Here is a 24599-nt window from a genome sequence, read left to right as displayed (position 1 = left end):
ATGGCCTGATTGGCGGTTTGCCCGTGTCTTGGCGGCAGGCTTTGCAAGCTTGCACTCGCTCAGCCTGCCGTGCCAAGTTTCGTTCAGGCTTCGTTCGGTGCTGGGGCCGAGGCGGGCGTGGGCTCGGCCGGGCGGGCCGACCACACGCTGTCTTCCGCGCCGAGGCGCACCCGCCGGGCGGTGGCGCGTGCCATCCACACGAGGCCCAGGCCACCGGCCAGCGCGGTGAGGTCCACCCCCAGGGCGGCGAGGCTGCTGCTGGCCCACAGGCCGAGGCCGGGAATCAGCCAGGCCAGCAGGGTGGTGAGCGGGATGCAGAAGGTGGCCAGAGCGGCCAGCCACAGCAGGGGCACCACGGCGCGGCCGGCGCCACGCCAGAAGGCCCAGGCGAGGCTGGCGAAGAACACGCCGTAATACACGTACCAGTGCCAGGCATTCAGGTCGGCGACATGGTCGTGCAGCCATTTGGCGCAGGCAATCGTCAGCGAGACGCCGGCGATGCAGCCGATGCACACGCCCACCGTGGCCGAAGCCAGGAGGCGCGTATCCAGGCGCTGGCCGGGCAGTGCTTCGCCCTGGCGCTGTTTCTTGCGGCGCGACTCGATCCACAGCAGGTTGCCGCTGTAGAAGAGCCAGGCGCCAGCGAGCGCGAGCAGGAAGTACATCCAGCGTACCGGAGTGCCACCGAAGGTGGCGAAGTGCAGGGCGAAGAAGCTGGAAAGGGTGGTGTTGGCTGCGTCCTGGGCGCCGGGCAGGAAGTCTCGGCTCAAAACCTTGCCGCTCCATGGGTCCAGCGCCACGAAGCCGCCCATGGCGCGCGGGGCCAGTGCAGCGGGATCGCTGCCCCACACCCGCACCATGGCGCGCGGGCCGGCGAGATTCACGTATTGCAGCGAACTGGGTTCGAAGCCGGGCGAGAGCGCCTGGGCGCGTTCGAGCAGGGTGACGGGCGGGAGCATGTCAGCCGGGTTGCGCGGGGCCGGTTTTGCGGCCGGGCGTTGCTGGTTGAAGGCGTTGGCGAGGCGGCCACTGTGGAGGTATTTGTCCTGCAGGGCGTAGAGGCCGTCGTGGTAGGCGAAGACCACGGCGGTAATGGCCATCACGATGTGAAACGGCAGGCTGATGATGCCGACCACATTGTGCGCGTCCAGCCACATGCGCTTAAGGTTCTTGCCCAGGCGCAGGGCGAAGAAATCCTTCACCAGGGTGGGCAGCAGCACGATGACGCCGGAGACCAGGGCCAGCGCGTAGAGCGCGGCGACGACGCCCATCAGCCAGCGGTTGGGGTCGGTATCGAAGGGCAGGCCGACCACCCGGTGCAGGATGTCGATGAACTCGGCGAGCTGCGAGGGCTGGCTTTCGCTGATGAGAGCGTTGCCCTGAGCATCCAGCGTGGCGCGGTAGTGGCGACCATTGAGGGTGTCGTGATCGTCCTGGCCTTCTTCGCGTTCGACCCAGCTCAGGCGGGCAGGCTCATGCTCGGCAGGTTTGAGATTCAGCTGGAAGCCCTTGGCGGCGCCCGGATGGGCGGCGAGGGTTTTGGCGATCAGGGCGGGCGTTTCCGCGAGCGGTACTTCGAGGGCGGCAACAGGCGCAGCGGCCCAGCGGGCCAGCGGCTCCTTGAAGACGGTCAGCGCCCCGGCATAGAAGGCGATGAATAGCGCCATGCCGGTGAGGATGCCGGTCCAGGTATGAACGGTTTTGTAGATGCGGATGTAGTCGCTGCGCATGATGTACAGGAGAGAAGGTCAGGCCGGGCGGGCCAGAAGCAGCGTGGCGAAGACCAGCAGGTTGGCCCCGCCCAGCCACTGCCAGGCACGCAGGCCGCTGCTGAAGAAAAAGCAGCCACTGAGTACGCCCAGCCAGATCGGGGTGACCAGCCACATCGCGAACTGGGCCCGCGTGCCGGGCGCGAGGCCGGCAGTCGCGAGTATCAGCAGGCCACTGCAGCCCATGGCGAGGGTGAAGCCGAGGAGTGTGCCGGCGAGCGATTTGGCGATCCAGTCGCGGCGGATCGGAGCAGGTTTGGAGCTTGTTGTCGTCATGTCAGCGGCTTTCCTTGCGGGCAATCAGAGCCCCCAGATAGGGCAGCAACACGAAGGCCAGCATCAGCCAGGTGAGCAGCACGAAAATCGCTACCACGCTGTGCAGGGTCTGGCCCAGTGCGATCAGGGCGGCCACCAGCAGGGCCGCCCCGGCCTGGCGGGCGGGGCGCGCAGCCAGCGCGCTGGCGCGCCAGCGCTGGTGGGGCGAGGCGAGATGAATGGCGAAGCTGCCCGCCAGGGCGAGCAGCAGGCCGGAGAGCAGCCACGCGAGCATCAGAAGTCCACCGTGGCCGAGAGCTTGTAGGTACGCGGTGCGCCGAGGGTGGCGAAGCCTTCACCGAAGCGGCCGGACCAGTAGTGCTCATCGGTCAGGTTCTCGACGGCAAAACGCAGCACCACCGGCTTGCTGAAGGCCGAGAGCGCGTAGTTCGCGCCGGCATCCCAGCGGGTCCATGACGGCAACTCAAGCTTGTTGGCGGCATCGAGATACTGGGCGCTGGTGTAGGTGACACGCCCGTTCAGCGTCAGCCCGCTGATCCAGGGCAGATCCCATTCGCTGCCGAGGTTGGCGGTCCAGGCCGGCACGCCCGGCGCCTTCTTGCCATCGTTGGCGGCGGTCGCGGCACGCACCTGTTCGCCCACGGTGTAGGCGGCACCACCGAGCATGCGGACCTGACGGCTCAGCTGACCGGCGATGGTCCACTCGAAGCCCTGGTTCTTCTGCTCGCCATCCAGTGCCAGGGTGGGGCGCGAGGCGCTGGTGGCAACGGAAATCGTGGACGGCTTGAGGATGCTGAACAGGCTGAAGGTGTTGATGAAGCTGCCGTGCTCCCACTTCACGCCCACTTCCTTCTGGCGCGTCTTGTACGGTGCGAGGGTTTCGCCCTCGTTGGCATACACCGAGGACACTACGACGCCCGGGCTCAGGCCTTCAATGTAGTTCGCATACAGCGAGACTTCCGGCCCCCAGGGCTTCACGACCAAGCCCAGCATCGGCGTGATGGCGCTCTCTTCGTAGGCGGTGGGCGTGGCCATCTTCTGCTTGACGCTCTGCGAGCGGGCGCCGAGGGTCAGCAGGGTGCTGTCTTCAAACAGGCTCAGGGTGTCGGCGAGTGCCAGGCTGGAGTAGATGTTGTCGGCCGAGCGGGCGACGGCACCGTGGGCGCCGGCAATGGTCGGATTGGTCTTCGGGTCGTAGATGTTGGTGACGTAGCTGGCGCTGGTGTTCACCGTGGCGAGGCCGGTGGTGGTGTGTTGCTGGGCAAAGCTGGCGACCATCTGGTGGGCAATGCTGCCGGTGCTGAAGCTGCTGCGCAGGCCGGTTTCCCCCGAGCTCGAGCGGGTATAGCCGGCCTGGTTGTAGGTCTGGCCGGTGGCGTTGCCATTGGCATTGGTCAGTACGACACGGGTGCCGTTGATGAAGCCATCGTAGTTGTAGTTGGCGGTGCCCAGGGCTGCGTAGGCGGAGAGGCCGCGGGTCAGCTCCACCTCGCCGCGCAGCATGGCACCATCGGTGCGCTGGTGGGCGTAGGTGCCGCGCAGGGCGTTCTTGCTGGTATCCGGCGCATCGATGACGCGCCCCAGGGTGCTGAAGCCGACCATCAGCGGGCTGCCGTCGGACTGGTTCTGGTGAGCCGAGTAGGCGTCCAGTTCCATCTTCCAGCGGTCACCCCGGTAGTCGAGGCCCAGGGAGGAGAAGTTGTCGCGCTTTTTCTGGTCTTCGAGCGTGGTTTCGCCATAGCCCAGCGAGCCGTTGAAGCGCACGCCGAGGCGCTTCTCCGCGCCGAAACGGCGTCCGATATCGGCGGCTTGTGTCAGATGCGAGTTTGATGCGTAGCTGGTCGTGAGGCGGGTCAGATCCTGCTCGGTGGCGCGCTTGGTCACCAGATTGACCACCCCGCCCACGGCGCCGCTCGGGGCAATGCCCGAGAGCATGGCGGCCGGACCTTTGAAGACTTCGACGCGCTCGACGAATTCGGTCGGCACATGGGCGCCGGGCAGCATGCCGTACATGCCGTTGAAGGCGAGTTCCGAGGAGTTGATCTCGAAACCGCGGATGGTGATGTTCTCGGCATTGTGGCCGTCGCTGGTGGTGAAGCGCACCGAGGGATCATTGCGCAGCACTTCGCCGACGGTGGCGGCCTGCTGGTCGGCAATTGCCTGGGCGGTGTAAGCCGTGACGTTGAAGGGGGCGTCCATCACGTCGACGTTGCCCAGCACGCCGAGCTTGGCGCCACGCGCCACCTGGCCGCCCGCATAGGACGCCGGCAGGTCGGTGGGGGATACGGTGGTGCCGGTGACCTTGACCGCAGCCAGAGTGACTTCACCGGACGGGCGCGAACCCTGTTCGGCGGGCTTGACCAGGATGTAGCTGCCGTTGCCCTGGCGGCTGGCGTTCAGACCCTGGCCGCGCAAGAGTTCGGCAAAGCCCTGCTCGACGGTGAAGATGCCGGACAGGCCGCGGCTGCTGCGGCCTTGCAGCAGACTGGCATCTGAGCTGAACTCGACGCCGGCGATGGCGGCAAAGCTGTTCAGCACCCGATCCAGCGGGCCGGCCTGGATGTTGTAGCTGCGCGCCGCGCTGGCGGCGGGCGCTGCGCTCTGGGCGTAGGCCATGGGTGTGGTGACGCCGACGGCACCGAGCATCAGACCTGTCATCAGGGCGCTGCGCACGGCGCTGGTGGTGCCGCTCGGGGCAAAGCTGGCGAGGCCCTGCTTACGCGGCAGAGTACGTTGCGCAGAAGAGGGAAGGGAGGCGTGTCTGGCCATGCTGCGGTCCTTTCGGTTCGGGAATATTGAGTGGCTTCATCAGGTATTCCGAACGAGACTGCGAAACCCTCAATGCCAGACTGAATTTTTTTCGGGGCGAAAAAATTACGCGTGCGCATCGGAGCTGTGGACGCATTCCTGCCTTTGGCACGGAGCAGCCAATCAGCGTCTCAGCTCGCCTGCAGGGTGACCCAGTAGCGGGTGCGATAGACCGGCACCAGGGGCAGGGCCAGCGCAAGGTTCTGCAGGGCGCGATCGGTGTCGCGCAGGGAGAACACGCCGCTCACGCGCAGTTCTGCTACGGCCGGATCGCAGCGCAGCAGGCCCGGCCGGTAGCGGGCGAGTTCGGCGACGAAGTCCGCCACACGCATGTTCTCGGCCAGCAGCACGCCATTGCGCCAGGCCGCTGCGCTTTCCTGTACCGGTGTGAGGGGCGCGATCCGGGTGGCGGAATAGTGGCTGCCTTCGCCGGCGCTGATACGGATGGCCAGGTCCGGTCTGCGGCGGCTGCGCAGCTCCACCGCGCCTTCGAATACGGCGACCTGCGAGGCGTTTTCGTCCTGTCGCACGCTGAAACGGGTGCCCAGCGCTTCGACGCGACCATGCCGGCCGTGCACCCGGAAAGGGCGGTGCACGCTGGCCGGGTCCGGTGCGGTGGTGATCAGGATTTCGCCCGCGTGTAGCACGATGCGCCGCTCCTGCGCATCGAAGCGCACATCGATCCGGGTGGCGGTGGCCAGCACGATCGATGTGCCATCCGCCAGCTGAATCTCGCGGATCTCGCCCGTGGCAGTGGCATAGTCCGCCGTGCCGCGTTGCCAGGTGTCGGTGCTGCGCAGCAGGCTGGCAGCGCCGCCCGCTACGATGGCCAGGCCGAACAGTCGGCGCAAGGTCGTGCGCTTCTGCCAGGCCTGATCTGCGGGCTCGCGCAGCACATGATGGGCGAGCTCGGGCGGCAGGCCGTCGAGCTTGTCCTCAAAGATCTGCAGTTCTTGCCAGGCACGTTCATGATCGGGGTGGGCGGCCCGCCATTGCCCGCAGGCAGCCTTATCTTCCGCACGGGCGTCTTCCGACCACAAACGGGCCATCCATTCGGCCGCTTTGGCGATGATGGCCGGGCTCAGGGCAGTGGCGTCGGGGGCTGCCGGGGCGTTCATCGGTGTGCGCGGCTCAGGCGTTTTGGGCATGCAGCGCGCGGTGGCAGGCGATCAGCCCGGTGGCGATGTATTTCTCGACTGAAGAGACTGAAACCTCCAGGCGCTCGGCAATCTCGCGATAGCTCAGGCCATCTAGCCGGCACATGAGGAGCGCCATGCGCGCCTTGGGAGCGAGGCCATGCAGGATCGCATCGATCTCGACCAGGGCTTCAATGACCAGCGCGCGGGCTTCTTCGGAAGGCGCCTGCTGTTCCGGCAGGAGGGCGAGAGCCTCCAGATAGGCCGCTTCAATCTGGCGGCGGCGATACAGATCGATGACCAGACCGTTGGCAATCTGGCTCAAGTGGCGACGGGATTCATCCTGCTGCGGCATGTGCCCGCTGCTGAGGAGGCGCAGATAGGTGTCGTGGGCCAGATCGGCGGCATCGAAAGCATTGCCGAGTTTCTTGCGCAGCCAGCCTCGCAGCCAGCCATGGTGCTCGGTATAGAGCGCCTCGATTTGCCGGTGGAATGCAAAATCAGCGATGGATGCAGCGGTGGCGGACACGGCGGACTCCCTGTGCCCGAGGATGTGTATCGGGCATGATGAACTAAATGAGAATGATTATCATTTTATACATATCCGGCGAGGGTGGTAAAGCGTTTTGCCCGGCACAAAAAAAGGCCCGGTCTGAGCCGGGCCTGAAGTAGTGAGCAGTGTGGTGGCTTGAGGCAGCCAGCTGACCTGAGGAGGAAGGATAGGTCACCGGACGGCTTCAAGCGCGGTTCAACAAACTGGCGGGCGCACCGCAGCGCCTTGCAGCGAACGCTGCGGCGGACGTCGCCCACCCGTTTGTCGAACATCCGGCGGCATCAGGCCGCCGAAGTGATCAATGCGCTGATTTTCGGGCGATCGGCCTCCTTTCCTGAGTTGCGGGTTTCGGTTGAGCGGGCGTGTTCCAGTGCCTGCACGTCACCGCTGATCTGGCCGCCGGCTTCGATCAGCAGGCTGCCGTAGCGGATCGTGCCGCGTACGCGGCCGGTGGCGTGGATGACGAGCTTGTCGCGGGCAGTCAGGTCGCCCTCGAAGTGGCCGTGGATTTCGGCGACATCGATGCCGACCTTGCCGGAGAAGGCGCCTTTCTCGGCAATGCGCAGCACGCGGCTATCCATGGTGGCTTCGACGCGGCCCTCGACGATGAGGGTGTCGCAATCCAGAATTTCGGCGCCCTTGAGCTTGACCTCGGGACCGACGACCAGGCGGCTGGGCGATTCGGTGTCTGCCGCCGGGGCGGGTGTATGGCGGGTGTCCGGGCTGCTGGTCTGTGCGGCGAGCTGAGCGGCCTGGGCGGCGTTCAGTTCGGCCGCGTCGCGCAGGCGGTTCTGCGGCTGGAGCGCCGGATAGGCCCCGGGCGTGTGGGTGACGCGGGGCTGGCGCTCCGCTGCGGCTTCGGAACTGCGGGGCAGGGCTTTATGGAACATCTGGTCTCCTTCGTGAGCGGGGCGGCCTTCAAGGAGCGAAGCGCCGACAAGGAGATACAGTGCAGAGGCCGTGCCAGATTCAACTAGTCATTATTAATCAAAGGGTTGATTGTTATTTGTGAGATCTCGTTCGGGCCTCGGGTGTCGCCTTGCGGCGACAGCTTTTCGGGCCGCTGCAGGCAAAGCCCCTTGCCGCCGGGCGAGGCGCTGTCGCGAATCGGCGACAGCCCGGATCAGGCCTGCCCGGCCGGATCTGTGGCGTCCTTGAAGGCGCTTGCTTCGAGGTGGTGGCGGGCGAGCAGGCGGTAGAACTCGGTGCGGTTACGCCGGGCGAGCCGGGCAGCCTGGGCAACCTTGCCGTCGGTGAGGCGCAGCAGGCGCACGAGGTAGTCACGCTCGAAGCGCTGGCGGGCTTCCTCGAAGGATTCGATGGCGCCGCCCTCATCCTGCAGCGCACGCTGGACCAGCGCGGCGGGGATTACCGGGGTGGTGGAGAGGGCGACGGTCTGCTCGACGACGTTCAGCAACTGGCGCACGTTGCCGGGCCAGGGCGCCGCCAGCAGCAGCGCCATGGCTTCCGGCGAATAGGTGGTGACGGCACGTTTGTAGCGCGCGGCGAGGCGCAACAGGAAGTGCTGGGCGAGCAGCGGAATGTCTTCACGGCGCTCGGCCAGCGAGGGGAGGGCAAGGCTGACGACATTCAGGCGGTAGTACAGATCGTCGCGGAAACGCCCTTCGCTACGTGCAACATGCAGATCGCGATGGGTGGCGGAGAGGATGCGTACATCGATCGGCAGGCTGCGCGTGGCACCAACCGGGCGTACTTCGCGCTCCTCCAGCACACGCAGCAGTTTGACTTGGAGGGGCGTGGGCATGTCGCCGATCTCGTCGAGGAAGAGCGTGCCGCCGCGCGCGGACTGGAACAGCCCGTCGTGGTCGCGATGGGCGCCGGTGAAGGCGCCTTTGACATGGCCGAAGAGCTCGGATTCGAGCAGCTGCTCGGGGATCGCCCCGCAGTTGATGGCCACGAAGGGCTTGCCGGCGCGCGGACTGGCCTGGTGGATGGCGCGCGCGAGCAGCTCCTTGCCGGCACCGCTGGGGCCGCTGATGAAGATGCTGACTTCGCTGGCGGCGACCAACTCGGCCTGGCGCAGAAAGTCTTCCATCAGCACGCTGCGGGTGAGGATCTCGCTGCGCCAGGCCGCCGGTTTGCGCGATTCACCCGCATCGCCCGAGCTGCCGATGGCGCGGCGGATCTGCGCGATTAACTCGCCCGCGTCGTAAGGCTTGGTGAGATAACCGGCCACGCCGCGCTGGGTGGCTTCGATGGCCTCCGGGATATTGCCGTGGGCGGTCAGCACGATCACCGGTAGCGAGAGATGCTGCTGGCGCACCGCGTCGAAGAGAGCCAGTCCGTCCATGCCGGCCATGCGCAGATCGGTGACGATGATGTCCGGCCGCTGCGCGGCGATTGCCGCCAGGGCCGCAGGGCCACTGTCGGCACAGCGGATGGCAAAGCCACTGGCCTTGAGGCGGATCGAGAGCAGGCGCAGCAGGTCGGGGTCGTCGTCAACCAGCAACACGCGGGCGTTGGCAGCTTCGGGGGCGGTGGGGGTCTGAGTCATTTGGCTTTCGGGCGTTCCTGCATTTTCAACTCGATCTCGCGCAAGGCGTCGAGCTTCTGGCGCATCTGTTCATTGCCTGCCTGCGCCTCGCGCAGTTTCTGCTGGCTGCTGGCCTGGGCGTCGTCGAGGCGGCGGATGTCCTGCAGCATGGGCAGCAAGAGTTGCGCCAGCGGGTGATTGCGGCCGCGGCCGTTGGCGTCCGAGGGGGGAAGATCCAGCAGGCTCAGGGCACGCGCACGGTCGGCCGGCGGGCTGGGGGCAATGGCGTGAAACAGAGCGAGCTGCAGGCGCCGTTCTTCGCTGCGCTTGCTGGCGTAGTGTTTTTGCAGGCTGTCGGCTTCGGCCGCGAGCTCGGCCGGGTTCATGGCGCGGATCCGGCTGCTCTGCTGGAGGATGTCGAGATCCGCTTCGCTGCTTGCCTGAAGCAGGCCAACATGCCTGAGTTCGGTAGTGCTGCAGGCGCTAGCGAGCAAGACGAGCGCGCTGGCGAGCAGCAGGCTGGAGAGGGCTTTCATGCTGGAGACCCGGTGAGCGGCAGGCGGACGCAGGCGCGCGTGCCCTGGGGGGAATTGGGGTGTAGCGAAACTTCGCCGCCATGCAGGGCGACGAGTTCATGCACGATGGACAGGCCCAGCCCGCTGCCCTTGACCGGGCTGCCCTGCGGCGCCGGCCCCTGAACGAAGGCTTCGAACATGCCAGGTGCCAGCTCGAGCGGAATGCCGGGGCCTTCGTCGCAGACTTCTATGCAGATCTGGCCGGCCCCAGCGCTGCTGCGGATGAGTACGCTGCTGCCTGGCGGGGCGTATTTGAGGGCGTTGGAGAGCAGGTTGTCGAGGATCACGCGGAGCTTCTCGCGGTCCGCCTGTAAGTTCAGCGCATCGCCTTCACAGGCGATGCGGATGTTGCGCGCCGCGGCGGCGAGTTTGTGGTCGGCAATGAGCAGGGCAATGAGCTCCGTCAGCGCGATCTGCTCGCGGCGCAGATCGCCCGGCGCAAAGCGCAGGCCGCTGTAATCGAGCAGGTTTTCGATCAGTTTGCGCAGGCGCTGGCAGTTGCTGGCGAGGATCTGCACGACTTCGAGCTGCTCGGTGTTGAGCGGGCCGGTCACCTTGTCGAGCAGCAGTGCGGTGCCTTCATGCAGGGCGGTGAGCGGCGTCTTGAGTTCGTGCGAGACGTGGTGGAGCAGGCGGGTCTTCTGCGCGTCGAGTGCCTGCAGGCGCGTGCGCAACCAGTCCAGACGCTGGCCGAGGAGGGCCATGTCGCGCGGGCCGGTGACACGGATCGGGGTGTCGAAACGCCCTTCGCCGAGCCCGCGCATGGCTTCCTCGATCTGGCGGAAGGGGCGCCGGATCAGGGCGGTGATGCCCAGCGCCAGGAGCAGGCTGATCGGGATCAGGATCCACAAGCGCTGCAGCAACTGGCGGCGGGCTGCTGCCGCTTCGATCCGCAGTGACTGGATGTCAGCCTCGATGCGGGCGTCGGCCTGGCTGATGATGAGGCTGGCGCTGTCGTTCATGGCGGCGAAGGCTTTGAGCAAAGCCGGGCCGCGGCTCTGGCTCAGTTCCGCTGGCTGCAGGCTTTGCCAGATGCTCTTTTCTGCCAAGCGCAGGGTATCCAGGTTGCTGCCGAGATCAAGCGTGTCAGCGTGCCGCTGGAGGCGTTCGGCGGTTTCGTTGAAGGCTGTGCGCTGGCGGGCATAGGTGCCGAGCCCGGCTTCGTCGCCGAGTACCAATTGCTGGCGGGCGAGGCGCTCCAGGGCGGTGAGATGTTCGCTGAGGGCACGGCTGTCACGGGTGATGGTCGTGGCGCGGGTGATCGCGCTTTCGCTGCGCTGGCTGAGCTGGGCGAGCGAGAAATAGGCGCCGAACAAGGCCAGCACTGCAGGCAGGGCGACCAGTACGAAACCGAGCAGCAGCAGCTTGGGAAGGGAGAGCGGATAGGGCAGGTGCATCGGGCACGGGTACAAAGCAGCCCCTGTTTGTACCTGCGTTGCTGGCGCAGGTTCCCCTCGGGGCGACGGAAGGCCGCTGCGCGTCAGGCGAGTGTTAGCCCGGCCGCCTGCAGGCGACGAGTGTGAAAGCTGGCCCGGTAGCGGGCGCCGTGCCCGCTGAAGTTCAGTGCGGGCAGAGTGCCATGCAGGGTGCTCAGCGGCAGGGGGCGGATCTGGATCAGGGCATCATTGCGCAACAGGCATTGCAGCTGGCGCTTGAAGGCATGCTGGGCTGCCAGTGGCAGGCTGGCAGACGCCATGCGCCGCACGAAATGGCTCCAGCGGGTCTGCATTGCGCGGCGCAAGGATTCGAGGGCGGCATCGTTGAGATCGAGCTGCCAGTTCTGCTCCAGCATGGCCACCAGCAGCACGCTGGCGGGGCGCACATCGTGATGAATCCAGCTGTTAACCAGATGCAGGCGCCCGCTGCGGGTGCGGTTGTGCCAGTGCCGGCTGGTGATGCGGACTACATCGGCCTGTGGTTGTGGGCCAGGCTGGCCGGCGAAGAGCAGTAGGTAGGGGCTGTCGGCGTCGAACGGATTGTCGTGCTGGCGCAGGCACAGCAGGGTGTCGAGGTAGAGAAGGCTGGTGGGGGCTGACATGGCCGTGATTATGCCCGCGAGGAACCGTCCGGCGCTTGGCCGGGAGGCAAGGGCTCTCGGCTAGAGTGCTCCGCGCGCTGAGCATTCGGGCTTGTTTTCGGTAGCAGGGCGCAGTTTGCTCGAAGATGTTGAAAAAAGCGTTTCAACACAGATGATCTGGCCGGGTTTTGAACGGCTTCGGTGCGTGCAGGAACGATGCGCCAGGCGGCTTTTCACGCCATAATCGCCGAAATAATGCCCTCGTACGGCGCATGGCATTGCTTCAATGCGGGTTCGTTGGGCAAGAGAAAGGAAAGAGGATGAATTCAGCGGCAGACAAGCGGGTGACTCTGGCCGACGTGGCCAAGCTGGCAGGCGTTTCGAAGCAGACCGTGTCGCGCGTGGTGAATGGCAGCGAACATGTGACCGAGGAGACGCGCACCCGCGTGCTTCAGTGCATCGATACCCTTGGCTTCCGCCCCAGTGCGCTGGCGCGCCAGTTGAGCACCGGACGCAGCCAGACCATCGGTGTCGTGAGTAACGGCGGCCAGGGCTATCTGGTGTCCGGCGTGGCGTACCTCGGCATGGTGCGCCAGGCCGACAAGATGGGCTATGCACTGCTGATCAAGGAAATGACCGATTTCAGCAGCGGCAGCATCCGTACCATGCTGGATTATCTGATCGAGCGTCAGGTGGACGGCGTGATCTGGGCGGGCCCCGAAATCGGTGATAGCCATGCCTGGCTGGATACTTTCGATGCTGCCAGCCTGCCGATGCCGCTGGTGGCCATCAATGCCAAGCCGCGTCCTGGTGTGGATACCGTGAGTTTTGACAATTTCGAAGCAGGGCGTGTGGCGACCCGCCACCTGCTGAGCCTGGGGCGCAAGAATATTGGCCATATTGCTGGCCCGACCAATCGCTGGGTGTCGCAGCAGCGGGTTGAAGGCTGGAAGGCCGCACTGGCCGAGGCGGGTACAAGCGAGATGGCCCGCAACGTGGTGGAGGGCGACTGGGATGTGCATACCGGCGGCCCTGGCCTGCGCCGCTTGCTGGAAATCTGTCCGAAGCTGGATGCGGTTTTCGTGGGCAGCGACCGGATGGCAATCGGTGTGCTCGCCGAAGCCCACAAGCTGGGTTTGCGTGTGCCGGAAGACCTTGCCGTGATGGGCGTGGATAACCTGCCCGAGAGCGCCTACCTGATCCCGCCACTGACCTCCATGACGCAGGACACGCCGCGCATGGCCGAGGTGGCGCTGCGCCTTCTGGTGCGACGCATCTGCGAGCGCCGCGGCGAGCCTTATCCGGAAGCCTGTGCGATTCCCGAGAACCCGCTTCTTACGCACGATCTGGTGGTGCGCCAGAGCACCTTGTGTGGCAAGCTGGCGAGCAAATAGTCCGTTTCCCTGGACAAGCAAAAGCCCGGTTGAACCGGGCTTTTGCGTTTCTGGCGGGGCGGCAAAGGCCGGGACTCAGCTTTCGCTGCTACTGGCCTGCAAACGTGTGAGCTGCTTGCGACTGAGGCAGAGCAGGAGCCGCTTGGCGTCCGTCTGTTTGCCCAGGCGCTTGAAGCCGAGCTGGCTGCAATAGAAGCCGGCATGGCTGCGCGGGCATTCGGCAAGGATATCGGTGCTGTCCCAGTCCGCAACGGTGCTGGCAAGCGCCTGGATCATCGGGCGAGCGAGCTGCTCGGGCGCAATATGCTGGTCAAAGGCGAGTCGCTCGACTTCGACCAAGCGTGCGCCGCGTGCGCGCAGCGCGTCGAGTGCCGGGCGGTGCAGCAGGTCCAGCTGCAGGCCGGCGGGGTTGTCGCGGCGCAGGCAGATCACGCCCTGAGCGCGCTGCCGGCGTGGGCTGATATGAAGCGCCAGCGCCACAACGCGTTCGAGTTCGGGGGCTGGCAATCGATCAAGGGGCGGATGCTGCGGCTGCAACTGCTCCAGCAGGCGCCGGGCTTGTTCCAGTTGCCAATGGCTGGCGGCGAGGCCTATGCGCAGGGTGCTGCCAGCTACTTCCAGACAGGTTTCAAAGGCCAGCTCGCGCAGGGCTTCGAAAAGGTAGATCTGCTCCGGGGCGTGCCGGTCCGGGTTGGAGAGGCGCGAGCGGAGCGGTTTCGCAGCAGTCGAATCGGGTCGAACCGTGGCCACGATGGTCTGGGTCTAAGTAATTGGTTATATGCCGAAAGTACTATAGTTGCCGAATTTGACCATTATATGTATGTGGCCTATCTTGACCAGCGTCTTTTGAGCTTTTTCCAGCCTGAGACCGGTAAAAAGCTGAAAAGCCCGCCCGGATTCCTCCGGACGGGCTCTTTTCAGGGATGAACGCGACAGGCGATCAGACCTTCACTTCGTCGGCTACTTCCTTGTATTCGCTGATCTGATCGAAGTTCATGTAGCGATAGATCTTGCCGGCGTCGGCATTGATCACGCCCATGTCAGCGTGGTACTCGGCAACGGTAGGCAAGCGACCGAGCTTGGAGGCAATCGCCGCGACTTCGGCTGAGGACAGGAACACGTTGGTGTTTTTGCCCAGACGGTTGGGGAAGTTGCGCGTCGAGGTCGACACCACCGTTGCGCCTTCACGCACTTGCGCCTGGTTGCCCATGCACAGTGAGCAGCCGGGCATTTCGGTTCGCGCACCGGCGCTGCCAAAGACGCCGTAGTGGCCTTCCTTGGTCAACTCGGAAGCGTCCATCTTGGTCGGCGGAGCCACCCACAGCTTGACAGGAATATCGCGCTTGCCTTCGAGCAACTTGGAGGCTGCACGGAAGTGGCCGATGTTGGTCATGCACGAACCGATGAAGACTTCATCGATCTTGGTGCCGGCCAGCTCGGACAGCGGCTTGGCGTCATCCGGATCGTTCGGGCAGCACAGGATGGGTTCCTTGATGTCGGCCAGATCGATTTCGATGACATGAGCGTATTCGGCATTCGCATCCGGTGCCAGCAATTCGCCATTGGCGATCCAGTCTTCCATCTTCTGGATGCGGCGTTCCAGGGTGCGCTTGTCGGCGTATCCGTCGGCGATCATGTTCTTCAACAGCACGATGTTGGAGCGCATGTACTCGACGATCGGGGCCTTGTTGAGGCGCACCGTGCAGCCGGCGGCGGAGCGTTCGGCGGAGGCATCCGACAATTCAAAAGCCTGTTCCACTTTCAGATCCGGCAGACCTTCGATTTCCAGGATGCGACCTGAGAATTCATTGATCTTGCCGGCCTTGGCGACCGTCAGCAGGCCTTGCTTGATGCCGTACATGGGGATGGCATGCACCAGATCGCGCAGGGTAACGCCGCGCTTCTGGGCTTCATCCAGCGAACCCTTGAAGCGCACCAGCACGGATTCCGGCATGTCCAGCGGCATCACGCCGGTGGCGGCGGCGAAGGCGACCAGACCGGAGCCGGCCGGGAAGCTGATACCGACCGGGAAGCGGGTGTGGCTGTCGCCGCCGGTGCCAACGGTGTCGGGCAGGAGCATGCGGTTCAGCCAGCTGTGGATCACGCCGTCGCCGGGGCGCAGCGCGATGCCGCCACGATTGCTGATGAACTTGGGCAGCTCGCGGTGCGTCTTCACGTCGACCGGCTTCGGATAGGCGGCGGTGTGGCAGAAGGACTGCATCACCAGATCGGCAGAGAAGCCGAGGCAGGCCAAGTCTTTCAGTTCGTCGCGGGTCATCGGGCCGGTGGTGTCTTGCGAGCCGACCGAGGTCATCTTGGGTTCGCAATAGGTGCCGGGGCGCATGCCAGTGCCCTCGGGCAGGCCACAGGCGCGGCCGACCATCTTCTGCGCCAGGGTGTAGCCCTTGCCGGTGTCGGCCGGCACTTGCGGAAGGCGGAACAGGGTGGATACGGGCAGGCCGAGGAATTCGCGTGCCTTGCCGGTGAGGCTGCGGCCGATGATCAGGTTGATACGGCCACCGGCGCGCACTTCGTCGAGCAGCACAAGGGTTTTGAGTTGCGATTCGGCAATGGTGGCGCCGCCCTTTGTGGCGGTGACCTTGCCGGTTGCGTGGTCGACCTTCAGTTCGATCTCGTCGCCCATGTCCATCTTGGCCACGTCGATTTCGATCGGCAGGGCGCCGGCGTCTTCCTGGGTATTGAAGAAGATCGGAGCGATCTTGCCGCCGAGGCAGACGCCGCCGAACTTCTTGTTCGGCACGAAGGGAATGTCTTCACCGGTCCACCACAGCACGGAGTTCGTCGCGGACTTGCGCGAGGAGCCGGTGCCGACCACGTCGCCCACGTAGGCGACGAGGTTGCCCTTGGTGGCGAGGTCCTGAATCATCTTGATCGGGCCGCGCTTGCCGTCTTCTTCCGGGGTGATGCCGGGGCGGGTGTTCTTGAGCATGGCGAGTGCATGCAGCGGGATGTCCGGACGGCTCCAGGCATCCGGGGCTGGGGACAGATCATCGGTGTTGGTCTCGCCGGTCACCTTCAGCACGGTCAGCTTGATGCTGGCGGGGAATTCGGGGCGCGAGGTGAACCACTCGGCTTCGGCCCAGCTCTTGATCACGTCCTGCGCCACGGCGTTACCGGCCTTGGCCTTCTCGGCGACATCGTGGAAGAAGTCGAACATCAGCAGGGTGGTCTTCAGGGCGGCGCCGGCAATCGGGGCTAGTTCGGCGTCGTCGAGCAGCTCAATTAGTGGCTTGACGTTGTAGCCGCCCACCATGGTGCCGAGCAGCTCGGTGGCCTTGGCTTTGGAGATCAGCGGGCAGGCCACATCGCCATGGGCGACGGCAGCCAGGAAGGAGGCTTTGACCTGTGCGGCATCATCCACGCCAGGCGGAACGCGGTGAGTGATCAGGTCGACGAGGAAAGTTTCTTCGCCGGCCGGCGGGTTCTTCAGCAGCTCAATCAGATCGGCCGTTTGCTTGGCGTCCAGCGCAAGGGGCGGGATGCCGAGGGCGGCACGTTCGGCGGCGTGTTGGCGGTAGGCTACTAGCACGGTCTTTCCTCCTGATTTTGTAGAAACGGCCTCTGGCCGCGAATCCGCTCGCGGCCAGAGGCCGCTTCTACAGGTTTGGGTTACGCGAATAAACGTTTCAATACTTCATCTTGCAAGGTGATGCCGGTGGCGCGTGCCCGTTTGAGCACACTCCAGTAATAGCGATATGAGGCCCGGTCGTGCAGGCGATCATGGTGGCGGATCGGCCCCCAGCTGGCGTCCTGGGCGGCGAGAATGATCTCTCCGGCAGTCCCGATTTCTGCTTCGCTGGGCTGCATGCCGCGCAGGATGGGTTCGATCTGGTTGGGATGAATGCTCCACATGCGCAGGAAGCCGGCCTCCATGCGAGCGCGGCGGGCATCGTTTTCGATCACGGCCATGTCCACCAGTTCGGTGCACACGTTGTGGCTCGGAAGCACGCCATGTGCCAGTGCTGCGCTGACGATGCGGCTCTTCGCACTGACGATCAGTGGATGTTCGAACTGACCGGGGCTGCGCATGGCGCTGGCCGGAATTGCCCCGTGATGCGCGCTGACGAAATCCATCAGGCCGAAGTCCAGAGTTTCGACACCGGGCAGGGCGGCAATCTCCCACACCTGGTGCAGCGCACCGTGGGTTTCAATCAGTACGTGCAAGGGGATTTCGCGTTCAAGCCCCCCTTGCTGCGCGACTTCGCGCAGGGCAACCAGCACGCGCTCCACGTCAGAGACGCCGCGCACCTTGGGTAGAACGAGGTAAGCCAAGCGGGGGCCGGCGAGGCCGACGATCTGTTCCAGGTCGGTGCGCCAGGCACTGTGGGTGATGTCGTGAATGCGTGCGCCGATGCGTTGGAAATGGTTGTCGCTGCTCATGATGAGTGCGGCAATCATCTCGGCGTGTTCGCGCTCGGCACCGGCGGGAGCGCCATCTTCGCAATCACAGGTGATGTCGAAGACGGCGCCGCGCTCGGCTTGCAAGGCCATGGCCTTGCGCATGGTTTTCTCGTTGCCGGCGAAATGCTCGACAACGGGAATCCGGGGCAGTGGGCTGCCCTCTGGATAGAGCACGGCATCCGGGGGCAGGTGGCTGCGGCTGGATGCGATGCTCATTGGGCTCTCTGTTGCAGCTGGAGGTGATCAGCCAAGCAGGTCGGCAACGCCGGCGCGCTCTTCTTCGAGTTCCTTCAGGGTGAAGTTCATCTTTTCACGCGAGAAGTCGTCAATTTCCAGGCCTTCGACGCGCTTGTACTCACCGTTGGCGGTGATGACCGGCACGCCGTAGATGATGCCGGCCGGGATGCCGTAGGAGCCATCAGACTCGACGCCCATGGTGACCCATTCGCCATTGGAGCCGAGGAACCAGTCGTGCATGTGGTCAATTGCGGCGTTTGCTGCCGAGGCTGCGGAGGACAGACCGCGGGCTTCGATGATGGCGGCGCCGCGCTTGCCGACGGTGGGCAGGAAGGTGTCGCGATTCCAGGCTTCGTCGTTGATCAGGGTCTTAACGCTGTCGCCATTGCTGGTCACGAAGCGGTAGTCGGCATACATGGTCGGGCTGTGGTTGCCCCACACGATCAGGTTCTTCAGGCTGGAAACCGGGCGACCGGTCTTGCCGGAGAGTTGCGACAGGGCACGGTTGTGGTCCAGGCGCAGCATGGCGGTGAAGTTCTTGGCCGGGACGCGACCGAACTTCTTGGCGCTTTCCTTGGCGATGTAGGCGTTGGTGTTGCAGGGGTTGCCCACCACCAGGACGCGGCAATCCGGATCTGCGTACTGGCCGATCGCTGCACCTTGCACGGTGAAGATCTTGGCGTTTTCAGCGAGCAGGTCCTTGCGCTCCATACCGGGGCCACGCGGGCGGGCGCCGACGAGCAGGGCGGCCTGGGTGTCCTTGAAGGCCACGGCCGGATCATCGGTGGCGATCACGCCGGCGAGCAGCGGGAAAGCACAGTCTTCCAGCTCCATGATCACGCCGGCCAGCGCCTTCTGGGCTTGCGGCAGGTCGAGCAGCTGCAGGATGACTGGCTGGTCTTTGCCGAGCATTTCGCCCGAAGCAATACGGAACAGCAGGCTGTAACCGATCTGACCGGCAGCGCCGGTAACGGTGACACGGATGGGCGACTTGGACATGCGGGGCTCCTTGTAGCTGTAGGGCTGTTTATAAGCGCTGATCGCGCTGCGTCTCGTTGGGGTTGCGGGTGTGTTGCCTGTTGTGTACTGCGGTATTTGCGCTGGAGTTTATACTTCGAGTGCTGGTGTGTCAAAAGCTAACTTATGTCTTATATAAGATATAGAATAGGATATGGACGAAGTGGGTCATTTGTGCTTGAATGATCGTTATGGCACACGAATCGCCAACTTTCAGCCCCTTGTACCGACAGATCAAGAATCTGATCGTTCAGGCGCTTGACTCTGGGGAATGGCTCCCGGGGCAAACGATCCCGAGCGAGCAGGAGCTTGCGCTGCGCTTCGGTGTGAGTCAGGGCACCGTACGCAAGGCTGTTGATGAGTTGGCGGCCGAGAACATTCTTGTGCGGCGCCAGGGCAAGGGCACGTTTGTCTCCACTCATCAGGATCCGCGCGCGGTATTCCGCTTTCTGCGTTTGAAGGCCGTCAATGGCGGTCCGGTGCTGCCCAAGAGTCAGCCGCTTGAATGTCTGCGCGGCAAGGCTGGGCAGGAGGCGGCCCGCAACCTCGGTATCGAGCCTGGCAGCCAGATCTTCATCGTGCGCCGGGTGCTGAAATTTGACGGCAAGCCGGTGGTGATCGATGAAATGTACTTGCCGGGCGATGTTTTTCAGGGCTTGAGCCTGGAAATGCTCAAGGAGTGGCAAGGCTCGCTCTATAGTCTTTTTGAATCCCGTTTTGGTGTGCGCATGGTGCGCGCGACCGAGAAGATCCGTGCTGTGTCGGCTGACCGTGCGGTGGCTGACGTTCTGAATGTACAGGAGAGCACGCCCCTGCTCTCCGTTGAGCGACTGGCGTATACCTACGGCGACAAGCCGGTGGAGTGGAGACGCGGCCTGTACTCGACCGCTGAACACTTCTATATCAATGAACTGAGTTGACGGATTTACAGGTCGGTGCCGCGCGCAACGGTGCCGGATTCATATAAAAGAGAGGTGCGCACGATGGCAGAAGCTACAGTCAGGAAGGCAAGGCCCAAACATCTGAATCTCATGCAGATCAGATTGCCCTTGCCCGGGTTTGTGTCGATTCTTCACCGGATCAGTGGGATCGGTTTGTTCCTCTGTCTGCCGGTGTTGATCGCCTTGTTCGGTGCCAGTCTTGGTACGCCGGAGCAACTGGAGTGCTATCGCCAGGCGATGGTCTTCACAGTGCTGGGCCTGCCAGTAGTCAAGCTTTTGCTGCTGGGCTTGCTCTGGGCCTATCTGCATCACTTCTGTGCCGGCATTCGCTTCCTGTTGCTGGATATGCATATTGGCATTGAGCTCGCCCCGGCCCGCGCCAGCGCAATGACTGTGCTGGTGATCAGCCTTTCTCTGACCGCTTTTCTGGGGGTGCTGACATGGTGAAGCGTCTGGTAGTGGGTGCCCACTACGGTTTTCGCGACTGGCTGGCCCAGCGCGTGACTGGAACCGTGATGGCCTTCTTTACGGTCTACATGCTGGTCCGGATTGCCGCTCTGCCAGCTTGGGATAACGCTGCGTGGCGTACCCTGATGAGCGGCGGATTTACCAAATTCGTGACCTTCCTGTTCGCTTTGTCGTTGTTCTTCCATGCCTGGATTGGTGTGCGCGACATCTGGATGGATTACGTCAAGCCGATCAGCGTGCGTCTGACTCTGCACGCCATCACCCTTTTGGCCCTTACCGGATATGCCGGCTGGGTCGCTCAGATCCTGTGGAGGCTGTAAGTGAAAGTCGCCAAGCGTACGTTTGATGCAGTAATCGTTGGTGCTGGTGGCGCCGGCATGCGTGCTGCGGTGACTCTGGCCGAATCCGGCCTGAAGACCGCGGTGATTTCCAAAGTGTTCCCGACCCGCTCGCACACGGTGGCTGCGCAGGGTGGGGTGTCCGCGTCGCTGGGTAACTCCGAGCCGGATCACTGGACCTGGCACATGTATGACACGGTCAAAGGTTCAGACTGGCTCGGCGATCAAGATGCGATCGAGTTTATGTGCAAGCAGGCCCCGCAAGTCGTGGTTGAGCTTGAGCACTACGGCATGCCGTTTGACCGTACCGACGAAGGCAAAATCTATCAGCGCCCTTTCGGTGGCCACATGTCGAATTTCGGCGAGAAGCCGGTGCGTCGTGCCTGTGCGGCGGCTGACCGGACTGGTCATGCCATGCTGCATGCGCTGTATCAGCGCAATGTGAAGGCCAATACCCAGTTCTTCGTCGAGTGGCTGGCGCTGGATATGCTGCGCGCACCCGATGGCCGAGTGCTGGGCGTGATTGCAATGGAAATGGAAACCGGCGAAATCACGGTATTCCAGGCCAAGGCTACGCTGTTCGCCACCGGCGGTGCCGGTCGTATCTATTACTCCTCGACCAATGCCTTCATCAATACTGGTGATGGCGTTGGCATGGCGGCGCGAGCCGGCATTCCGCTGGAAGACATGGAGTTCTGGCAGTTCCATCCGACCGGTGTGGCTGGCGCAGGCGTGCTGATTACCGAAGGCGTGCGTGGCGAAGGCGGCATTCTGCGCAATGCTTCGGGTGAGCGCTTCATGGAGCGTTATGCGCCGAACGCCAAGGATCTGGCTTCGCGTGATGTGGTCTCGCGCGCCATGGTCACCGAAATCAACGAAGGTCGCGGCTGTGGTACCGGCAAGGATCACGTGCTGCTTGATATCACCCACCTTGATGCTGACGTGATCAACAAGCGTCTGCCGGGCATCCGCGAGATCTCGATCCAGTTCGCCGGCACCGACCCGATCAAGGCACCGATTCCGGTGGTGCCGACCTGCCACTACCAGATGGGCGGTATTCCGACCAACTATCGTGGCGAAGTAGTGGCTAACGGCGCACCGGTCGCCGGCTTCTACGCGGCGGGTGAATGTGCGTGTGCCTCGGTGCATGGCGCGAATCGCCTGGGCACCAACTCGCTGCTCGACTTGCTGGTTTTCGGCAAGAGCTCGGGTGAGTCGATGATCGAGTTCATCAAGAACGAACCTGCCTCTCTGCCGGAGATTCCGCAAGGCGAAATCGACAAGGCGCTGGCGCGTGTCAATCGTCTGGATACCCAGAAAAATGGCGCTGACGTGCACGAGACGCGTCTGGCCATGCAGCGCACTATGCAGGCGCATGCCGGTGTGTTCCGCTTCAAGGACATGCTTGCCCAGGGCGTCGACAAGATTCTGGAGATCGAGAAGCAGGTTCAGCAGACCGAGATCAAGGACAAGTCGCAGGTCTGGAACACCGCGCGTATCGAAGCACTGGAACTTGAAAACCTGATCGAAGTGGCCAAGGCCACCATGATCTCGGCCAATGCCCGCACCGAATCGCGCGGCGCACACGTGCGTGACGATGCCCCGGATACCCCGGAGCGTCCGAATGGCCGTGATGATGCTAACTGGCTCAAGCACACTCTATGGCACCGTGAAGGCAATCGCCTGGAATACAAGCCGGTAAACCTGAAACCGTTGACCGTCGAAAGCGTTGCGCTCAAGACGCGTGCCTATTGATTGCCGGGAGCTGACAAGAAATGACCCGTACCGTCAAATTCAAAATCTACCGCTACGATCCGGACAAGGATGCAGCGCCCTACATGCAGGATCTATCGGTCGAACTTGATCCTTCCGATCGCAAGCTGCTCGATGCTCTCGTGAAGATCAAGGCTTTGGATGATTCGATGTCCTACCGTCGTTCCTGCCGTGAAGGTGTGTGTGGCTCGGATGCCATGAACATTAACGGCAAGAATGGCCTGGCCTGCCTGACCGATATCGACAGCCTGCCGCAGCCGATCACGCTGCGTCCGCTGCCTGGCTTGCCGGTGATCCGCGACCTGATCGTGGATATGACCCAGTTCTTCAAGCAGTACCACTCGATCAAACCCTACGTGGTGAGCAACTCGCCGGCGCCGGAGATGGAGCGCCTGCAGACCCCTGAAGAGCGCGAAGAGCTCAACGGTCTCTATGAGTGCATCCTGTGTGCCTGCTGTTCGACCAGCTGCCCGAGCTTCTGGTGGAATCCGGACAAGTTTGTTGGCCCGGCTGGCCTGCTCGCGGCCTATCGCTTCATTGCCGATACGCGTGATGATGAGACCAACGAGCGTCTGGACAACCTTGAAGACCCGTATCGCCTGTTCCGTTGCCACACCATCATGAACTGCGTGGATGTGTGTCCGAAGCATCTGAACCCGACCAAGGCCATCGGCAAGATCAAGGAATTGATGTTGTCGCGGGCAGTCTGATCGATGGCACAACATAAGGCTCTGCGCGAGAAGATCAAATGGCGGGCCCGGCGTGGCCTGCTGGAGATTGACCTGTTCTTCACGCGCTTTGCCGCTACGGAACTCGACAAGCTCGACGAAGCTCAACTGCTCGAGCTGCAGGATCTCTTGACCTGCGATGACCACGAATTGTGGGCCATGCTCAACGGCAAGCAGGAATGTACGGTCGAGAAGTGGAAAAACATGGTGACCCTGCTGAGGCAGAGCGCACCGGAACTACCCTTAGCAGCACCAACAGAAGCACCTACACGTTCTACAGAAGGGAAAGCAGGCATGACTACACAGAAAACCGCGACGCTGGGCTTCAATGGCCAGTCTTACGAGTTTCCGGTGCTCTCCGGCAGCATCGGTCCGGATGTCATTGACATCCGCACGCTCTATGGCAAGACCGGTGCCTTTACCTTCGACCCAGGCTTCATGTCGACGGCTGCGTGCAAATCTTCGATCACTTACATCGATGGCGATAAGGGCGAGCTGCTGTATCGCGGCTATCCGATCGAGCAACTCGCGGTGAACTGCGACTATCTCGAAACCTGCTACCTGCTCAAGCATGGCGAGTTGCCGAGCAAGACTCAGTACGACGAGTTCGTGAAGACCGTGCGTGATCACACCATGGTGCACGAGCAACTGACCCGTCTGTATCAAGGTTTTCGCCGCGATGCGCACCCAATGGCGATTCTGGTTGGCATGGTCGGCTCGCTGTCGGCCTACTACCAAGATTCTCTGGATATCGCCAATCCGGAGCACCGTACCGTTGCGGCAATGCGCCTGATTGCCAAGCTGCCGACGATTACCGCGATGGCCTACAAGTACACGATCGGCGAGCCCTTCATGTACCCGCGTAACGATCTGGACTATTCCAGCAACTTCCTGCACATGATGTTCGCAACGCCGTGCGAGAAGTACGAACCGAACCCGGTGCTGGCCCGTGCTCTGGACCGCATCCTGATCCTGCATGCGGACCACGAGCAGAATGCCTCGACCTCCACCGTGCGCCTGTCCGGCTCCTCCGGTGCCAACCCCTTCGCCTGTATCGCTGCCGGTATCGCTTGTCTGTGGGGGCCGGCACACGGCGGCGCCAACGAAGCCTGTCTGGTGATGCTGGAAGACATCATGAAGCAGGGTGGTGTCGAGAAGATCGGTGAGTTTATCGCCCAGGTGAAGGACAAGAACTCCAACGTCAAGCTGATGGGCTTCGGTCACCGCGTCTACAAGAACTACGACCCGCGCGCCAAGCTGATGCGTGAAACCTGCCACGAAGTGCTGAACGAGCTCGGGCTGCAGGACGACCCGATGTTCAAGCTGGCGATGGCGTTGGAAAAGATCGCGCTGGAAGACGAGTACTTCGTGTCCCGCAAGCTCTACCCGAACGTCGACTTTTACTCCGGCATCGTGCAGAAGGCCATGGGCATCCCCGTGTCGCTCTTCACCGGCATCTTCGCGATGGCCCGCACCATCGGCTGGATTGCTCAGTGGAACGAAATGATCGGCGATCCGGAGCAGAAGATTGGTCGTCCGCGTCAGCTTTACACCGGCGCACCGCAGCGCGATGTGAAGCCGATGGCATTCCGTTAAGCCAAGAACACTGCCCGAGAACCGGGGGTCACCAGCGGCCCCCGCAGAGATAAAGGC

The 24599-nt window shown here is 63.4% G+C and carries 22 protein-coding genes; 7 read left to right on the top strand and 15 right to left on the bottom strand.

Annotation, left to right across the window (positions count from 1 at the left end; all coding sequences use genetic code 11):
• Positions 1-83 precede the first annotated feature (83 nt).
• From Q3Y64_RS11775 to Q3Y64_RS11725, 11 genes are all read right to left on the bottom strand, one after another.
• A complete protein-coding gene (locus tag Q3Y64_RS11775; RefSeq protein ID WP_303562057.1) occupies positions 84-1730 on the bottom strand; it encodes a PepSY-associated TM helix domain-containing protein in 1647 nt (548 codons plus the stop codon).
• Positions 1731-1748: 18 nt separating this feature from the next.
• Positions 1749-2045: a hypothetical protein gene (locus Q3Y64_RS11770; protein ID WP_303562054.1), complete on the bottom strand. Its 297-nt coding sequence runs from the start codon at positions 2043-2045 to the stop codon at positions 1749-1751.
• Between the two features lies 1 nt (position 2046).
• The gene (locus tag Q3Y64_RS11765) at positions 2047-2319 is read right to left on the bottom strand and encodes a hypothetical protein (RefSeq protein ID WP_303562051.1); all 273 of its coding nucleotides are present in this window, start codon (positions 2317-2319) and stop codon (positions 2047-2049) included.
• The gene (locus Q3Y64_RS11760) at positions 2319-4814 is read right to left on the bottom strand and encodes a TonB-dependent receptor (RefSeq protein ID WP_303562048.1); all 2496 of its coding nucleotides are present in this window, start codon (positions 4812-4814) and stop codon (positions 2319-2321) included. The genes Q3Y64_RS11765 and Q3Y64_RS11760 overlap by 1 nt, the downstream gene beginning before the upstream one ends.
• 170 nt (positions 4815-4984) lie before the next feature.
• Complete coding sequence (locus Q3Y64_RS11755; protein ID WP_303562046.1) at positions 4985-6001, bottom strand: FecR domain-containing protein; 1017 nt, start codon at positions 5999-6001, stop codon at positions 4985-4987.
• Positions 5985-6518, bottom strand: a complete 534-nt coding sequence (locus Q3Y64_RS11750) for a sigma-70 family RNA polymerase sigma factor (RefSeq protein ID WP_101941153.1) — start codon at positions 6516-6518, stop codon at positions 5985-5987. Before Q3Y64_RS11750 ends, Q3Y64_RS11755 begins: the two co-directional genes overlap by 17 nt.
• A 305-nt stretch (positions 6519-6823) precedes the next feature.
• Positions 6824-7432 carry a polymer-forming cytoskeletal protein gene (locus Q3Y64_RS11745; protein WP_303562042.1) on the bottom strand — a complete coding sequence of 203 codons (609 nt, stop codon included), beginning with the start codon at positions 7430-7432 and terminating at the stop codon, positions 6824-6826.
• 233 nt (positions 7433-7665) lie between these two features.
• The gene (locus Q3Y64_RS11740) at positions 7666-9057 is read right to left on the bottom strand and encodes a sigma 54-interacting transcriptional regulator (RefSeq protein ID WP_303562040.1); all 1392 of its coding nucleotides are present in this window, start codon (positions 9055-9057) and stop codon (positions 7666-7668) included.
• Positions 9054-9572: a hypothetical protein gene (locus Q3Y64_RS11735; RefSeq protein ID WP_303562037.1), complete on the bottom strand. Its 519-nt coding sequence runs from the start codon at positions 9570-9572 to the stop codon at positions 9054-9056. Before Q3Y64_RS11735 ends, Q3Y64_RS11740 begins: the two co-directional genes overlap by 4 nt.
• On the bottom strand, positions 9569-11008 hold the full coding sequence (locus tag Q3Y64_RS11730; RefSeq protein WP_303562034.1) for an ATP-binding protein: 1440 nt from the start codon (positions 11006-11008) through the stop codon (positions 9569-9571). The genes Q3Y64_RS11735 and Q3Y64_RS11730 overlap by 4 nt, the downstream gene beginning before the upstream one ends.
• Before the next feature lie 83 nt (positions 11009-11091).
• The gene (locus tag Q3Y64_RS11725) at positions 11092-11649 is read right to left on the bottom strand and encodes a hypothetical protein (protein ID WP_303562031.1); all 558 of its coding nucleotides are present in this window, start codon (positions 11647-11649) and stop codon (positions 11092-11094) included.
• 299 nt (positions 11650-11948) lie between these two features.
• On the opposite strand from Q3Y64_RS11725, the gene Q3Y64_RS11720 reads away from it, so the two are divergent.
• Positions 11949-13022 carry a LacI family DNA-binding transcriptional regulator gene (locus tag Q3Y64_RS11720; protein WP_158239142.1) on the top strand — a complete coding sequence of 358 codons (1074 nt, stop codon included), beginning with the start codon at positions 11949-11951 and terminating at the stop codon, positions 13020-13022.
• 75 nt (positions 13023-13097) lie between these two features.
• On the opposite strand, the gene Q3Y64_RS11715 is transcribed toward Q3Y64_RS11720, so the two are convergent.
• The 4 genes from Q3Y64_RS11715 to Q3Y64_RS11700 form a co-directional block, all read right to left on the bottom strand.
• Positions 13098-13772 carry a hypothetical protein gene (locus tag Q3Y64_RS11715; protein WP_101941146.1) on the bottom strand — a complete coding sequence of 225 codons (675 nt, stop codon included), beginning with the start codon at positions 13770-13772 and terminating at the stop codon, positions 13098-13100.
• 190 nt (positions 13773-13962) lie between these two features.
• Complete coding sequence (gene acnB, locus Q3Y64_RS11710) at positions 13963-16572, bottom strand: bifunctional aconitate hydratase 2/2-methylisocitrate dehydratase (protein WP_303562025.1); 2610 nt, start codon at positions 16570-16572, stop codon at positions 13963-13965.
• Positions 16573-16652: 80 nt separating this feature from the next.
• Entirely contained in the window at positions 16653-17660 is a 1008-nt protein-coding gene (locus tag Q3Y64_RS11705) for a CoA ester lyase (protein ID WP_101941144.1), read from the bottom strand.
• A gap of 27 nt (positions 17661-17687) precedes the next feature.
• A complete protein-coding gene (locus tag Q3Y64_RS11700; RefSeq protein ID WP_303562020.1) occupies positions 17688-18680 on the bottom strand; it encodes a malate dehydrogenase in 993 nt (330 codons plus the stop codon).
• A 209-nt stretch (positions 18681-18889) separates the two neighbouring features.
• On the opposite strand from Q3Y64_RS11700, the gene Q3Y64_RS11695 reads away from it, so the two are divergent.
• From Q3Y64_RS11695 to gltA, 6 genes are all read left to right on the top strand, one after another.
• The gene (locus tag Q3Y64_RS11695) at positions 18890-19618 is read left to right on the top strand and encodes a GntR family transcriptional regulator (RefSeq protein ID WP_101941659.1); all 729 of its coding nucleotides are present in this window, start codon (positions 18890-18892) and stop codon (positions 19616-19618) included.
• A 63-nt stretch (positions 19619-19681) separates the two neighbouring features.
• Positions 19682-20086, top strand: coding sequence for a succinate dehydrogenase, cytochrome b556 subunit (sdhC, locus tag Q3Y64_RS11690; protein ID WP_303562180.1), 405 nt, complete (start codon positions 19682-19684; stop codon positions 20084-20086).
• The gene (gene sdhD / locus Q3Y64_RS11685) at positions 20080-20427 is read left to right on the top strand and encodes a succinate dehydrogenase, hydrophobic membrane anchor protein (protein WP_303562014.1); all 348 of its coding nucleotides are present in this window, start codon (positions 20080-20082) and stop codon (positions 20425-20427) included. Before sdhC ends, sdhD begins: the two co-directional genes overlap by 7 nt.
• Positions 20428-22200: a succinate dehydrogenase flavoprotein subunit gene (gene sdhA / locus Q3Y64_RS11680; RefSeq protein WP_101941140.1), complete on the top strand. Its 1773-nt coding sequence runs from the start codon at positions 20428-20430 to the stop codon at positions 22198-22200. It abuts the gene before it with no gap.
• 20 nt (positions 22201-22220) lie between these two features.
• Positions 22221-22928: a succinate dehydrogenase iron-sulfur subunit gene (locus Q3Y64_RS11675; RefSeq protein ID WP_101941139.1), complete on the top strand. Its 708-nt coding sequence runs from the start codon at positions 22221-22223 to the stop codon at positions 22926-22928.
• 3 nt (positions 22929-22931) lie between these two features.
• Complete coding sequence (gene gltA, locus Q3Y64_RS11670; RefSeq protein WP_303562009.1) at positions 22932-24542, top strand: citrate synthase; 1611 nt, start codon at positions 22932-22934, stop codon at positions 24540-24542.
• Positions 24543-24599: the final 57 nt, after the last annotated feature.

This window comes from Uliginosibacterium sp. 31-12, assembly GCF_030548425.1.
Lineage (GTDB): Bacteria > Pseudomonadota > Gammaproteobacteria > Burkholderiales > Rhodocyclaceae > Uliginosibacterium > Uliginosibacterium aquaticum.
This window is presented reverse-complemented; position numbering and strand designations above follow the sequence as displayed.